The 14,681-nt window shown below is 56.2% G+C and carries 13 protein-coding genes and 1 pseudogene; 10 read left to right on the forward strand and 4 right to left on the reverse strand.

Annotation, left to right across the window (positions count from 1 at the left end; genetic code table 11):
• Positions 1 to 8 precede the first annotated feature (8 nt).
• The 8 genes from BBB56_RS13075 to BBB56_RS13110 all read left to right on the forward strand — a co-directional run bounded on the left by BBB56_RS13075 (position 9) and on the right by BBB56_RS13110 (position 6,531).
• Positions 9 to 950, forward strand: a complete 942-nt coding sequence (locus BBB56_RS13075; protein WP_123801385.1) for an ABC transporter substrate-binding protein — start codon at positions 9 to 11, stop codon at positions 948 to 950.
• A gap of 10 nt (positions 951 to 960) precedes the next feature.
• Entirely contained in the window at positions 961 to 1,473 is a 513-nt protein-coding gene (locus BBB56_RS13080) for a GNAT family N-acetyltransferase (protein WP_123801386.1), read from the forward strand.
• Positions 1,474 to 1,482: 9 nt separating this feature from the next.
• Positions 1,483 to 2,412 carry an amino acid ABC transporter permease gene (locus tag BBB56_RS13085; protein ID WP_123801387.1) on the forward strand — a complete coding sequence of 310 codons (930 nt, stop codon included), beginning with the start codon at positions 1,483 to 1,485 and terminating at the stop codon, positions 2,410 to 2,412.
• Positions 2,396 to 3,190: an amino acid ABC transporter ATP-binding protein gene (locus BBB56_RS13090; RefSeq protein ID WP_123801388.1), complete on the forward strand. Its 795-nt coding sequence runs from the start codon at positions 2,396 to 2,398 to the stop codon at positions 3,188 to 3,190. Before BBB56_RS13085 ends, BBB56_RS13090 begins: the two co-directional genes overlap by 17 nt.
• Positions 3,191 to 3,200: 10 nt before the next feature.
• Positions 3,201 to 4,100, forward strand: a complete 900-nt coding sequence (locus BBB56_RS13095; protein WP_123801389.1) for an ABC transporter substrate-binding protein — start codon at positions 3,201 to 3,203, stop codon at positions 4,098 to 4,100.
• A gap of 624 nt (positions 4,101 to 4,724) precedes the next feature.
• A complete protein-coding gene (locus BBB56_RS13100) occupies positions 4,725 to 5,285 on the forward strand; it encodes a non-canonical purine NTP pyrophosphatase (RefSeq protein ID WP_123801390.1) in 561 nt (186 codons plus the stop codon).
• Entirely contained in the window at positions 5,282 to 6,079 is a 798-nt protein-coding gene (locus BBB56_RS13105; RefSeq protein WP_123801391.1) for an SIR2 family protein, read from the forward strand. Before BBB56_RS13100 ends, BBB56_RS13105 begins: the two co-directional genes overlap by 4 nt.
• Before the next feature lie 101 nt (positions 6,080 to 6,180).
• Entirely contained in the window at positions 6,181 to 6,531 is a 351-nt protein-coding gene (locus BBB56_RS13110) for a YebG family protein (protein WP_123801392.1), read from the forward strand.
• 350 nt (positions 6,532 to 6,881) lie between these two features.
• Here BBB56_RS13110 and BBB56_RS13115 read toward each other — a convergent pair whose 3' ends face one another.
• On the reverse strand, positions 6,882 to 8,237 hold the full coding sequence (locus tag BBB56_RS13115) for an amidohydrolase family protein (RefSeq protein ID WP_123801393.1): 1,356 nt from the start codon (positions 8,235 to 8,237) through the stop codon (positions 6,882 to 6,884).
• Between the two features lie 454 nt (positions 8,238 to 8,691).
• Between BBB56_RS13115 and BBB56_RS13120 the strand changes: the two genes are divergently transcribed.
• A complete protein-coding gene (locus BBB56_RS13120; RefSeq protein ID WP_123801394.1) occupies positions 8,692 to 9,630 on the forward strand; it encodes an omptin family outer membrane protease in 939 nt (312 codons plus the stop codon).
• Between the two features lie 55 nt (positions 9,631 to 9,685).
• Here the strand turns inward: BBB56_RS13120 and proP are convergent, their stop codons facing one another.
• Entirely contained in the window at positions 9,686 to 11,146 is a 1,461-nt protein-coding gene (gene proP / locus BBB56_RS13125) for a glycine betaine/L-proline transporter ProP (RefSeq protein ID WP_123801395.1), read from the reverse strand.
• A gap of 531 nt (positions 11,147 to 11,677) precedes the next feature.
• On the opposite strand from proP, the gene BBB56_RS13130 reads away from it, so the two are divergent.
• Positions 11,678 to 12,418: an SDR family oxidoreductase gene (locus BBB56_RS13130; RefSeq protein ID WP_123801396.1), complete on the forward strand. Its 741-nt coding sequence runs from the start codon at positions 11,678 to 11,680 to the stop codon at positions 12,416 to 12,418.
• A gap of 30 nt (positions 12,419 to 12,448) precedes the next feature.
• Here BBB56_RS13130 and BBB56_RS13135 read toward each other — a convergent pair whose 3' ends face one another.
• Entirely contained in the window at positions 12,449 to 13,723 is a 1,275-nt protein-coding gene (locus BBB56_RS13135; protein WP_123801397.1) for a Glu/Leu/Phe/Val family dehydrogenase, read from the reverse strand.
• A 376-nt stretch (positions 13,724 to 14,099) separates the two neighbouring features.
• Positions 14,100 to 14,477 (reverse strand): annotated as a pseudogene (locus BBB56_RS13140) (RidA family protein).
• Between the last annotated feature and the right edge of the window lie 204 nt (positions 14,478 to 14,681).

Raw genomic sequence — 14,681 nt, forward strand, 5'->3', positions numbered from 1 at the left:
CCCTTGCTATGCAGACCAGTAAAACCCTTATCGCCCTGCTGTTGCTGACGGTTTCAGGTGGCGTCTCTGCCGAAGGAACGCAGGTCGATTACAACGGCCAGCGCGTCAGCCTTGAAGCCAATAAACAGCCTATCAATACCCCGAAAAACGATCGGGCGGTGGCGCAGATCCCGGCAGGCCATCACTTTGTGGTGCCGGGTTCCTTTACCGTGGCGGTCGCCGCGCAGAACTCGCCGCCGCTGACGGTTTTCTCCGACGATAACAAAACGCTGCTGGGTAGCGAGGTGGATATTGCGCGTCTGGTTGCCGACAGCCTTGGCCTGAAGCTCAACGTGGTGCCGACCTCATGGGAAGACTGGCCGCTTGGCGTGGCGTCGGGCAAATACGACGCGGCCATCTCTAACGTAACCGTCACCAGAGAGCGTAAAGAGAAGTTTGATTTCGCCACCTATCGCCGCGATACGCTTGGCTTCTACGTGAAGGCCGACAGCAAGATTCGCGCCATCGCGAAGCCGGAAGATATTGCCGGGCTGCGCATTATCGTCGGCTCCGGCACCAATCAGGAAGCGGTGCTGCTGGAGTGGGATAAGGCCAATCAGGCGAAAGGGCTGAAGCCTTTCACGCCGATCTATACCAAAGATGACGCCAGCCAGACGCTGGCGTTGCAGGCGGGACGCGCCGACGCCTATTTCGGACCGAACGTGATTGGCGCGTGGAAAGCGGCGCTGACCGGCAAAACCCGTCTGGTGGGCAGCTTCGACGGCGGCTGGCCGAAAGTCGCGCATATCGCGGTGACGGTGAAAAAAGGCAGCGGTCTCGCTGAGCCGATCAATACCGCGCTAAACGGGGTGATCCAGAACGGTGACTACCTCAAGGTGCTGAATCGCTGGGGCGAGGGCGTGGAGAAGATCGACCGCTCTGAAATCAACCCGCCGGGTCTGGGCGACTAAGGAGGGAAAGATGAGTCAGCAATTTTTCCGCGACGTCTCGCCGGAGGCCCCGGAGCTTCAGCCGATTCTCACTGGGCTGTTTGCGTTTTACGCCTCGCGCTATGGCGATTTTTTCCGCAATAACCAGGAGGTGGAAAAGACGGAGTGGTATCTGCCGCCGCGCGGCCTGTTTATCGTGCTGGAGCGCGACGGGGAAATTATCGCCATGGGGGCCTATAAGCCGTTTGACAGCGAGACCGCCGAATTAAAGCGCATCTGGACGCGCAGCGATCTGCGGCGTCAGGGGCTGGCGCTACGGGTGGTGCAGGAGCTGGAGCGGCGCGCGCGGCTTGCCGGTTATCGCCGTCTCTACCTTACGACCGGGTTTCGGCAGCCGGAAGCGGTGCATCTCTACAGCAGTTTCGGTTATCAGCCGCAGTTTGATCTCAGCGGCGATCTTGAGCGCTACGGGCAGCCCCCTTATGACGGTCGTCTGCGTTTTACCAAAGTCATCGACGCCGACAGCGTCGCTCAGGCAAGTTAAGGAGAAACGATGAGCAGGGATCATCAACACTTAAAAGTGGTGCCGGCGCGCTATCCGGCGCGCACTATCGGGGCGATCGTCGCCCTGTTTATTCTGGCGGGCGTCACGGAATCCGTGGCGCTCAATCCGCGCTGGGAGTGGGGCGTTTTCGCCCGCTGGTTCTTTGACCCGGTGATCCTGCACGGTCTGGGGCAGACGCTGCTGCTGACGCTGCTTGGCACCGTGTTCAGCCTGATTTTTGGCGGCTTTCTGGCGCTGGCGCGCCTCTCTTCGTCCTGGCTGCTCAGCAGCCTGGCCTGGGGCTATATCTGGCTGTTCCGCTCGCTGCCGCTGATTGTGGTGCTGATTATTCTGTATAACTTCTCCTACCTCTATGACCAGCTGTCGTTTGGCGTGCCCTTTACCACGCTGGCCTGGGGCCACTTTCAAACCATCAATGTGCTGGGGCAGTTTCCCGCTGCGGTCATCGGCCTGACGCTGGTGCAGGCCGCCTACAGCGCGGAGATTATTCGCGGGGGCTTTCTCGGCGTCGATCATGGGCAGGTGGAAGCCGCGTCCGCGCTCGGTCTCTCTGCGACGCGGCGTACCTTTCGCATTATTTTGCCGCAGGCGCTGCGCGCCATTATTCCTACTGCCTTTAACGAGATCATCAGCCTCGCCAAAGGGACGGCGATGGTATACGTGCTGGCGATGCCGGAGCTTTTTTACACCATCCAGATGATTTACAACCGCAACCAGGAAGTGATCCCGCTGCTGATGGTCGGAGCGGCCTGGTATCTGATCATTACCACCGTGCTGTCGGTGATCCAGCACAGCGTTGAGCGCTGGCTGGCGCGCAGTGTCACCCGCGATCCGCAGCCTTCGCGCTGGCGTCAGTGGCGCAGCCGCCTGAAACCCGTTGCCGCAAATGAGGAGATTAGCCATGTCCGAAGCCATTGATTATCGTCAGGCGCACGCGACCGGCGCGATTAGTATCACCGGCGTCAGTAAAAGTTACGGCCGCCATAAGGCGCTGGATAACGTTTCGCTTGAGCTGGAACCTGGTTCGGTAACGGTGATTGTCGGTCCGTCCGGCTCCGGCAAATCCACCCTGCTGCGCACCCTGAATCACCTGGAGCGCGTTGATGAAGGCTTTATCCAGATTGACGGCGACTACATCGGCTATCAGCGGCGCGGCGATAAGCTCTATGAGCTGAAAGAGAAGGCGATTCTGCGCCAGCGCATCAACGTCGGCTATGTGTTTCAGAACTTTAATCTGTTCCCGCACCTCACGGTGCTGGAGAACCTGATTGAAGCGCCTGTCGCGCATCGTCAGCTGTCAAAGCGCGACGCCATTACGCGCGCCGGCGAACTGCTGGAGATCGTCGGGCTGCGCCATAAAGCCGACGCCTGGCCGCGTCATCTGTCCGGCGGACAGCAGCAGCGTATCGCCATTGCGCGCGCGCTGATGCTCAATCCGCGCGTGATGCTGTTTGACGAACCGACCTCAGCGCTTGACCCTGAGCTGGTGGGCGAAGTGCTGGACGTCATTAAAAAACTGGCGCGCTCCGGCACTACGCTGGTGATCGTGACGCATGAGATTGGCTTTGCTCGTGAAGTGGCCGATAACGTGGTGTTTATGGTCGACGGCAAAATTGTTGAGCAGGGCAGCGCTGCGCAGGTGCTGAGCAATCCGCGCCATGAGCGCACGCGACGCTTCCTTGCGCGCGTTTTATAAGGCGGCGGCGATGAGAATAGCGTTATTAACCGCGCTGCTGCTGTGCGCCGCGCAGCCGCTGCTGGCGGCGGAGCGTCTGGATGTTACGAAGAATGAGACGCCGATAGCGGCGCCGGCGAATCCGCAGGCGATCCGCCTGATCCCGGCCGGTTTTCATTTTGTGGAGCCGGGCTATCTGACCGTCGCGACATCCAATACCAATTCCCCGCCGCTGGGACTGCTGGCGTCCGACAATAAAACGCGCATCGGCAGCGATGCCGATTTTGCGCGGCTGCTGGCTGATAGCCTGGGATTAAAGCTGCGGCTGGTGCCTGCCTCGTGGGAAGACTGGCCGCTGGGCGTGACCGCCGGACGCTACGACGTGGCCATGTTTAATATCGCCGTGACGGAGGAGCGCAAGAAGAAATTTGACTTCGCTACCTACCGCGCAGACGGCCATGCTTTTCTGGTCAAGGCCGATAGCCCAATTCGCGCTATCAGGCAGGCGGAGGATATAGCAGGCAAGCGCATTATCGTCGGCTCCGGCACTAATCAGGAACGTATCCTGCTCGGCTGGGATGAGAAAAACCGCGCGCAGGGGCTTAAGCCCGTCACGCCGGTTTACCTGACCGATGAGGCGGCCGCGACGCTGACGCTGCTTTCGGGCCGTGCCGATGCGCTGTTTGGTCCGCAGTCGATGGCGGCCTGGAAGGTAGCCTCGCGCGGAGATACCCGAATCGCGGGCTACGGACCGGTGCGATCCTGGGTGGCGGTGACGACGAAAAAAGGCAATGGCCTGGCGCAGGCGTTACAGAGCGCCATCAACGGCGCTATTGCTGGCGGTCAGTATCAGCAGGTGCTGAACCGCTGGGGAGAAGAGAATGAGGCGGTCAAGGCATCCACGGTTAATCCGCCGGGGATTGTTTACTGACGCAGGCGCGCGTGGCTGTGCGCTGAATGAACCACGCACGGGGCAAGGCGGCGAAAGCGGAGCTGATACGCGCGAGCCTTAAGGAAAGGGTTAACGCCGCCTGTGACCCGTCATGTAACCCTCCGCCGCAGGAGCAGTAAAAGCCCGTATGCGGCGGGCCTTACTGACTTCATCCCGCTGTTAAAGCCTGCTCTGCCTGACACTGCGTCTCCTGGCGTTGCTGGAGAGATAACTCGCTGTCCCATACCGGGGCTAACAGGGTGGTCCCGTCGCGGGACTGCAAGGATTTAAGCGGGCTGGGACCGGCATGCCGTCCAGCGAGGCAGGGCGCGCGAACTCAACGACGCATCATTTCTTTTGAAGGCGCGTCCCTGGCGTTCAGCCAGCGCCTTTTCGAGTTGGATAACAGAAATGCGGGCGATGGGCCTGTTCGCTCCTTTTGCCCGACCGCAAAGCTGCCGCAGGCCAGCCATCACCCTGTAATTCATCACAGAATTATTTTTCAGCCTGCCCCAGTCGGGCTAGACTCTAGTCATTCCGTCCCGATGCTGGCCTGGCGCTGGTCCTGCGTCAGCCGCTTTCAGGACAATACCCTGTCGCAGAACCGTATTGAGTAGGGTGGTAATGAAAATCCGTTTTTTATCGGCCAACGAATATAAGTTGACCGAGGTACGCAAAATCCTTGAACCGGTCGGCGTTGACGTATTGCCCATTGCGCGTCGTATTGAAGAAATCCAGACGGAAAATGAGCTGGAACTGGTACGCGATAAGCTGACCAAAGCCTTTTCTCTTATTGGTCGTCCACTCTTTGTTGAGCATACCGGTCTCTATCTCGACGGGCTCAATGGTTTGCCCGCCGGGCTAACGCGCATTTTCTGGAACCGTCTGGAAGCAGAGCGCTTCGCCAAGCTGGTACAGGGGCTGGACAGCCAGGCCGTCACGGCGAAGACCGTGCTGGGCTACTGTGACGGTCGTAAAATGTATCAGTTTCATGGCGAAGTGCGCGGGACCATCGCCGCGAAACCGGCCGGGTCGCAGGAGTTTCAGTGGGACTGCATCTTTATTCCCGAAGGCTATAGCCAGACCTTTGCTGAAATGGGCGAGCTTAAAAACGAGATATCGATGCGTAAGCTGGCGCTCGATCGCTTTGCTGATTTTCTGAAAACCGCGCGAGGAGTGGCATGATCCCGGAAATAAAACGCGCTTACGACGCCGGTAAGCTTATTTTGTTCGCTGGCGCAGGCATTTCGCGCAACCTTGGCCTGCCGGAATGGCATGAGTTGATTGCCCACCTGGCGAACGAGCTGGGTTACGACCCAAAAATCTTTAACTCTTACGGCACCCATCTTTCGCTGGCTGAGTATTACAAACAGAAAAAAGGCTCGCTGGGACCGCTACGCAGCTGGATGGATCGCGAGTGGCATCGGCCTGACATCGATGTTCGAAGCTCTGAAATTCACACCATGATCACCCAGGGGAATTTTAGCCGTATCTATACCACTAATTACGATCGCTGGCTGGAAGCCGCGCACGAGGCGCACGGCGTGCCCTACAGTAAGGTCGCCAATGCGGCCGATCTGGTGGCGTTAACGGAAGATAAGCGGCATATCATTAAGCTGCACGGCGATTTTGATGACGACACCTCGATTGTGCTGGATGAAAGCAGCTATTTTGAGCGGCTCTATTTTGACTCGCCGCTGGACATCAAACTTACCCATGATGTGATGGGCAATTCGGTGCTGTTTGTCGGCTATAGCATCAGTGACTTCAACATCCGCCTGCTGTTTTATCGCCTGACGAAAATGTGGGGCAGAACGGGACTGGCTACCGCCCGGCCGAAGTCCTATCTCTTTACCAATCGAAACAATCCTGTGGCACGCGAGGTGTTAGGCCAGTGGGGCATTGAGATGATCGTGTCCGAAGAGGATGATCCGCGCAAAGCCCTTGCCGACTTCCTTAATGAACTGATTTCGCAATAGAAAAAATTCTCTACTTTACCTGATGGCTGACGGGAAAAAAGGATGCAATCTCGCCGCAGGAGGGATATACTGTATATATTAACAGTATCGGAGAGGCGAAAATGGCTGTCGAAATTAAATACGTAGTCGTCAGGAAGGGTGAAGAGAAAATGACGTTTGTCAGCAAAAAAGAGGCGGATGCCTACGACAAAATGCTCGATTTGGCGGAAGCCTTTACCGACTGGTTAACGCAGCATCAGCCCGATATGGATGAGTCTCAGACGGAAACGCTTGGTCTGCTGCTCGCCGAGCAGAAAGAGACGATCCAGCATATTCTGCGCACCAGTAAGCTTCCGGATGCCGCTGACGCCGCCGGCGCGGCGAAAAAAGCCGACGCGGCTGAGACCTCAGACGCGAGTCAGGACGGTGAAACCGCACCGGCCAGAAAAGTGCGCGCCGTTAAAGCCGCCTGATGCAGCCGCTAAAAAACGCGCCCCAGTGCTTTTGCCTGCGGCGCGTTTTTTTATGCCTGAAAATCTGCATTAAACGGGTTTCTGTTGCTCTGCCCGGTATTAATGAGAGAACAGAGAAAAAGTGCCTGAATAGTAGCTCGCCATCCATGCTACGTAGGCCAGCCATACCACGATTCCACCTGCCAGACCAAATTTGATTGTCATAAGCCCTCTCCAGTATGCGTTTGTGCATCTCGTTGACACAAACTGACAGAAGGCACAGCTGCGTGATTTGTTTCAGATCAATAAAGCGGCTTGCGGCGGTTCAAAGCTAAAAGAACTTATATCAAAAACCGCCTTCCGCTTAAGGCTTATTCGACGGCGCGCTGTTGCAGCGCCTCGGCTGAACGCTGTGCGGTTGCCAGCACCTCGGCAAGATCGACCGCGTTAAGCTTGCCGTCCTGCTTCACAATGCGGCCGTTAATAATCACCGTGGCGACATTGTGCGGCTGCGCCGAATAGAGCAGCAGGGCGGCCGGATCGCCGCCGCCATAGCCGCTCATAGTGAGAGAATCGGGAGAGATAATTTGAATATCGGCGCGCTTGCCGGGTGCCAGCGATCCGGTTTCCTTATCGAGACCAAGCGTTTCGGCGCCCCCGCGCGTTGCCATTATCAGCAGCTGACGAGGATCGGGGCGGGATTCATCGGCAGTCGCGCCGCTCAGGGTTAAGGCCGCCAGCCGCATTGTGGCGAACATATCCCCGCTGCCTGCCAGGCTGTTGCCGTCAATGCCGAAACCGATTCGCGTTACGCCGTCAAAATGATCGAGGCGCGTCAGACCATAGCCAACGCGCTGCTCGCTTAATGGCGTAATGGCCAGCGAAGCGCCGGCGTGGTTCAGCGCCTGAAGCTGGCTGGCTCTGGCGTTGGTGGCATGCACCAGCGTCACAGAAGGCGCGAGATAGCGGCGCGCAATCAGCGCCTCAAACATGGCGTCGGCGTCTCCGCTCACGTGAACCTGTATCGGCAGACCACGCGCTTTAGCCCAGCGGTATTCACGATCGCGCACTGCCCAGTTCTGCTCATCGTTAAGCTGACGCGGCAAACGCCATGCCAGGCCCACTTTCACCAGCGGATCCTGACGCGCGGCCAGGGCAGTCGCATGGTTAAGATCCACAGGGAAGCGTGTGGATTTATCCGGCCCGCCGTAGTACATAATGGCGCGGATACCGGCATCCCTGAGTGCGCTAAAGCCTGCCTCAGCCCATGCCGGACCGCGAACGTTATCAAAAAAGTCGCCGCTGGTGGTAATGCCGCCGTTTAGCAGCTCAAGCGCGCCGGTATACATAGCGGTATAAATATCGTCTGGCTGCATTTTGCTTCCCAGGGCGTTGCTGACCGGAAAAAATTTTCCTCCGGCGTTGCGAAACTGGCCGCGCAGGGTCGTCACCCACAGGTGAGAATGGGCGTCAACAAAGCCAGGCAGAACAAAGCGGCCTTTAGCATCAATGATTTCCGCATCAGGAACGCTGAGCTTTTCCCCCACTGCAACAATGGTGTCGCCGCGAATCAGCACATCGCCGCGCGGCAGATCCTGTCCGCCAGGCGTCATCGGCATGATATAGCCGTCGCGAATCAGTAACGGCCTGTCAGCGGAAGCCCAGGTCGCTAAGGGAACGAGCATGGCAAGCAGCGCGGCAGGCATCCGGCGTGAGAGAGCGAGCATGGCGTCTCCTGAGGTGAAATGTAAATTTCATTTAATATAGCGATAAAAAAAAAGTTCGCCAGGCGAGGAAAGCAAACTGACAGCCTTCTGCCTGCTCAGGTGAGAATAAACTCTACAGCCAGGGTAAAATATTTGACTTAAGAGGAGACATGAAAATATTTCGTGTCAGAAAGGGGAACTTTAAGAGGAGAGAAGATTAAGGCAGAAATGATGAAAAGTAGCTCGAAAAAGAGACGGGAAATAGAAAAAATCAACCATTCTGAGCAATTAATCGCCATTCCTGTCTGGCAAACAGTTAGCTGTTATCGACCTGTCAAAACAAAATATTAATTAATTTTCCTGAACTCTCCTTGCCTGTTTTTTTACGATAAATTTACACTTGTTTCACGTTATCCTGGCTCTTAGTCTGTGCTCGCCATTCAGGGATCACTTAATTTTTATAGCAGGATATTTAATGAAAAAGAGCACCCTTGCGGTAATGATGATGGCCGCATGTTCAGGAAGCGTTTTAGCTGAGTCTTCTCCTTACGCGCCTGATTTATCAGCCAGCAGCCTGAGCGTCTCCACCTCTGTGGGCATGCTGGGCGGAAAATCTAAAGAACTGGTTTACGATGCCAGCAGTGCGCGTAAAGTCAGCCAGCTGGACTGGAAAATTAAAAATGTCGCCATTCTGAAAGGCGACATTTCCTGGGATGCCTACTCCTTTTTGACGCTGAACGCGCGCGGCTGGACGTCGCTGGGTTCAGGCTCTGGTCATATGGATGACTACGACTGGCAGGATCCGCGTCAGTCCAGCTGGACCGATCACTCTTCGCATCCGAGCACCGATGTCAATTATGCCAACGAATACGATCTGAACGTGAAGGGCTGGTTCCTTCAGGACGACGATTACAAAGTCGGAGCGGTGGCAGGCTATCAGGAAACGCGTTTTAGCTGGACCGCCTATGGCGGCTCATTCAACTACGATAATGGCAACGTGACTGGCAACTTCGCTGACCGCGAACGCGGCATCGGCTACAGCCAGCGCTTCTCCATGCCTTATATCGGTCTGGTAGGACAGTATCGCATTAATGATTTCGAATTTAATGCGCTGTTCAAATTCAGCGACTGGGTGCGTGCGCACGACAACGACGAACACTATATGCGCGATCTGACGTTCCGTGAGAAAACCTCTGACTCACGCTACTACGGCGCCACGGTCGATGCAGGCTATTACCTGACGGAACACGCGAAAGTGTTTGCTGAGTTTGCCTGGAGCAAATACAGCGAAGGCAAGGGCGGCACTCAGGTGATTTATACGCCGACCGGCGAGTCCGCCTCTTATGGCGGAGACGCAGCGGGTATTTCCAACAAAAACTACACGGTGACCGCCGGTCTGCAATATCGCTTCTGATAAAAGAAAACCCGCCGATGGCGGGTTTTTTTATGCAAGCAAGGCGGGCGACGGGTTACTGTGCCGCCTGCTGTTTATTACGCGAGCGTAGCTTTTTCACCAGTCGATGCGCTTCAGCCTCGCTGGCGACCGCAGGCGAGGAGCCGCGCAGCGGTTTGCGCGCAGACTCATGCAGCGTCAGAACGGTCAGCAAGCCAACCACGCCAGCCCCCATCAGGTAATAAGCCGGCATCATCAGGTTATGGGTGGTGTCCACCAGCCAGGCGGTAATTAACGGCGTGGTGCCGCCGAACAGAGAGACCGACAGGTTAAAGCCGATTGCCAGCGCGCTGTAGCGAATATCTGTGGTAAACAGGGCGGGCAGCGTGGCGGGCATGGTGCCGCTAAAGCAGGTGTGCAGAACGCCCAGCACGATCAGACCCGCAAACACCAGCCACATATTGCCTGAGGTGATCAGCATCATGCAGGGAATGGCCAGCAGGATCAGACCTACCGCGCCGCTGCCGATAACCGGGCGACGACCCAGACGATCCGCCCAGTGTCCCCAGAACAGCGTCAGCGGCATCATGACAAACATCACCACCATAATCAGCAGCAGGCTGCTCAGCTCGCCCATGCCGAGAATACCGGTAAGGTAGCTCGGCATATAAGACGTCAGCATATAGTTGGAAACGTTGAACAGCAGCACCAGCCCGATACATTTCAGCATCGGTTTATGGTACTTCTTCAGCATCTGCACCACGGTGAGCGTCGGCTTGCTGTGCTCAAGCGCCTCCTGCTTTTCCATATGCTGCTGAAAGGCAGGGGTTTCTTCCAGTTTGAGTCGGACATAAAGTCCAAACAGGCCGAGCGGCGCGGCGATAAAGAACGGCACGCGCCAGCCCCAGTCCAGCATGGTTTGCTCTGGCAGAATCGAGGTCAGCGCTGTGACGAATCCTGCGCCCAGCAGATAGCCGCCGAGCGTGCCGAACTCCAGAAAGCTGCCCATAAAGCCGCGACGATTATCGGTGGAGTACTCGGCGATAAAGGTGGCCGCGCCGCCATATTCGCCGCCGGTAGAGAAGCCCTGTACCAGGCGCGCCACCAGCAGCAGTATCGGCGCCAGAATGCCTATGCTGGCGTAAGAGGGGATCAGGCCGATACAGAAGGTGCCGATCGACATCATAATCATGGTCATCGCCAGCACTTTCTGGCGGCCGATGCGGTCGCCCAGCGGGCCAAATACCAGCCCGCCAATCGGGCGCACCAGGAAGGCGGCGGCAAAGGTGCCGAACGCTGCGATAAGCTGCGCGGTATTGCTGGCGTTAGCGAAAAAAACTTTACCGATGGTCACGGCAAGATAGCTGTATACGCCGAAATCGAACCACTCCATGGCGTTACCCAGCGCGGCTGCGCCTACCGCCCGCTTCAGCATGTCGTTATCGACGATAGTAATATCGTCAACCGTTAGCTCTTTTTGTTTTTTCTGCCAGAAATGTTTTCTGGGTTTCTCTGTCGATGGATTCCCGGTGCTCATATTATCCTCATCAAAATAATGAGGCTCTTATAGCTTTCGTCGCCGAACGACAAACCAAGGGAAAGAAAGCTATAAGCAGCCTGTCAATTAATTTACGGCAGCGTGTTTACAACAATTTACCTTACTATAAAAACGGCTACGTTTACAAATTAGCAGATTTTTAGACTGTTGCCGGAGGTTAACAGCGCGATTGATAGCAAGGCGGTGGCGCTTTCAAAGATTATCACTCTGCATCAGAGCGTTATCGCCGAATACAAAACAGCGAGCCTGCCGCTATTTTGTCATCGAGCCACAGGCTCTCCGAAAATAATGAAATACCCGGACTCAGTTTGTGGGTAAATTTAACCAACATCGTCTCAGGGCGTTTAGCTGATGATAGCCACATAATAATTGCGCCTTTATGTCAGCCCGCGTCATTAAATCATCACGCATAAAATGCCGCGTTATTGCTGACGCCAGCTAACATTCAGGGATGAGATCACCACTGAATCTGTCGCTGCCCAGGCATGCGGCTATGCTGGAGGAAAATCTATGGCCCGATTTAGCGACAAACGCATTCTTATCACCGGAGGCACCAGCGGGATGGGGCTGGCAGGGGCCCAGCGTATTCAGGCGGAGGGCGGTCGCGTCGCGGTAACGGGACGTAATGCCAGTCGCCTGCAATATGCCAACAGCGTGCTGCACGACAACGCGCTGGTATTACGCAATGACGCCTCGCTGGAGGCAGACATCGATGCGCTGGGCGAGGCGATTGAAAGGTGGGGCAAGCTGGACGGCCTGTGGCTGAACGCAGGCTACGCCGAGCTGGGCGAAATTGAGTCAGTCACGGCGGAGGCGTTTAACGCGATGATGAACGCCAACGTGCGCGGGCCGATGCTACAGATGGCGCGCCTGTCGTCTTTACTGAATCCAGGCGCGTCGGTTGTGGTGACCTCTTCCTCATCAACCTACGAGGGGGCGGCGACCACCAGCCTGTATGCCGCCACCAAAGGCGCGCTGGTGGCGATGGCGCGCAGCTGGGCTTCGGCGCTGGCGCCGCGCGGCATTCGGGTGAATGTGGTGATTCCTGGGCCGATTGAGACTCACTTTCGCGATTTTCTGCCGGAAACCGCGCGGCAGCAGTTTGAAGATTTTATCGTTAGTCAGGTTCCGCTGAAACGCGCGGGCAAAGCGGAAGAGGCGGCGGCGGTCGCGCTGTTTCTGCTCTCCAGCGACGCCTCCTATGTTACCGGCAGCCAGTATGCTGTGGATGGGGGACTGGTGCGTTACTAAAAGACGGGCAGCCTGCGCTGCCCGCTATCTTTAGCCCGGATAGATGCCGCGCTCTTTACGCGCCATCAGAATACGCTCACAGGCCACGATATAGGCCGCGGTACGCAACGAGCACGCTTTCTCTTTAGCCTTATTCCAGACGTGCACCATCGCATCGGTCATAATCTTATCCATCCGCGCGTTGATCTCCTCTTCGCTCCAGAAGTAGCTGGCCATATCCTGCACCCATTCGAAGTAGCTCACGGTAACGCCGCCTGCGTTGCAGATAACGTCCGGCACCACGATGATGCCGCGTTCGGCCAGCACATCATCCGCTTCCGGATAGGTCGGGCCGTTTGCGCCCTCCAGCACCAGTTTGCAGCTAAGCATCGCGGCGCGAGCCTGAGTGATCTGTCCTTCCAGCGCCGCCGGGATCAGAATGTCCATCTGGGTCTGCCAGAAGGCGTCATCATCGACCTTTTGCGCGCCTGGGAAACCGAGGATCTGTTTATTCTCCTGCTGCCAGCGCGTCAGCTCGGCCATATCAATACCGTCGGAATTAACCAGCGTCGCGGTGTGATCCTGAATCGCGACCACGAGCGCGCCCGCTTCGCTAAACAGTCGCGCCGCCTCGCTGCCCACGTTACCGAATCCCTGTACCGCTACGCGCGCGCCTTCGACCGGAATGCCGGCACGGCGCGCCACTTCGCGACCGGTAATAAACACGCCGCGGCCGGTGGCCTTTTCGCGCCCCAGCGAGCCGCCCAGATGCACCGGTTTGCCGGTGACCACGCCGGTAACGGTGGTGCCGTGATTCATGGAGTAGGTGTCCATCATCCACGCCATCACTTTGCTGTTGGTGCCCACGTCCGGCGCGGGGATGTCTTTTTGCGGCCCGATGATAATGCCGATTTCGCTGGTGTAGCGGCGCGTCAGGCGCTCCAGCTCGCCTTCCGACAAGGCGAAAGGATCGCAACGAATGCCGCCTTTCGCGCCGCCGTAGGGCAGATTGACGGCGGCGCACTTGATGGTCATCCAGGCGGAAAGCGCCATCACTTCGTTTAGATCGACATTAGGATGGTAGCGCACCCCGCCTTTACCCGGCCCGCGCGACAGATTGTGCTGAACGCGGTAGCCTTCAAAGTGGCGAATAGAGCCGTCATCCATTTGCAGGGGAATATCGACAATCAGCGCGCGTTTCGGATGGCGCAACGTATCGATCCAACGCGCCAGCTCGCCCAGATAGGGAGCCACGCGGTCGATTTGTTGAAGGTAGGTAGACCAGGCGGATGTACTGTTTTCAGACGCGTAGGATAGCTTTTCCATAAAGACCTTTCTTTTTTAAAGTCGTTTATTATGAGTTGCCGTGGATACAGAGCGGATATGACCGCACCCGGTTAATTTACCACTTACAGGAGAAAGATAATTTTTCTTACGCGGCTAAAAAAAACACTTTTGCCACATTTTGGTGCAGCCTGGTGCATAAATAATGCGGCTGAAGACGATTACACTGAATAAAGATGTGAGGATGTTGCATGATTGTTGCATAGACAGGTTTTTAAACGTCTTTTCAGTTCCTTGAGATACCTCATAAATTGCACAAATGGCGCGCCTGCGTATTGACTTTACCACCCAAAATTATCTGCATGAGCACAGCTAATGGGTGGATTACTTTTTGTAATGCCAGAGCCGGACGGGTGGCTTAAAGCGCTAATATAGCCTCAATTTCAATTTTCAGATCGGGGGAAAAAAGCCCGCTGACCTGCACTAAAGCGCTGGCTGGCAGCGCGTCGCCCTAATAGCGAAACAGCACGGCGCGCAGCGCGTCAATGTCATCGAATGAGGTAATAAAAATCGTCACTTTTATCAGCGCGCCGAGCGTCGTGTTTTCCGCTTCGGCGATGAGCTGGATTTGCTGAAAAATCACTTCCGCCTGCTCGGTGATCGTCCCTTTTTGTGCTGCGCTGCCAAAAGCGGTAAGACCGGAAATATACAGGGTAGTGTTGTGTCTGACGGCGTGAACATAGGGCGCGGTCACTTCACCTAATACGGGATAATTAATTCTTTCTAATGCTGACACAGGCGACTCCTTAGCAGTGAAAATCGAATCGTGCTGACGGTTATCTTATTTCTAACCAATGTCAGCGTGCGGAAAGGATAATTGCTTTAGGGTTTATCTTCATTGTATGCCGATCATTGACCGTTCTGATTGCGCCATAACAGATTGCCGCTACTCCTGGTTAAAACTTTCGTTATATAATTGAAAACACAACGATAGTGGTTT

It is taken from the genome of Candidatus Pantoea deserta, assembly GCF_003813865.1.
Taxonomy (GTDB): Bacteria; Pseudomonadota; Gammaproteobacteria; order Enterobacterales; family Enterobacteriaceae; genus Pantoea; species Pantoea deserta.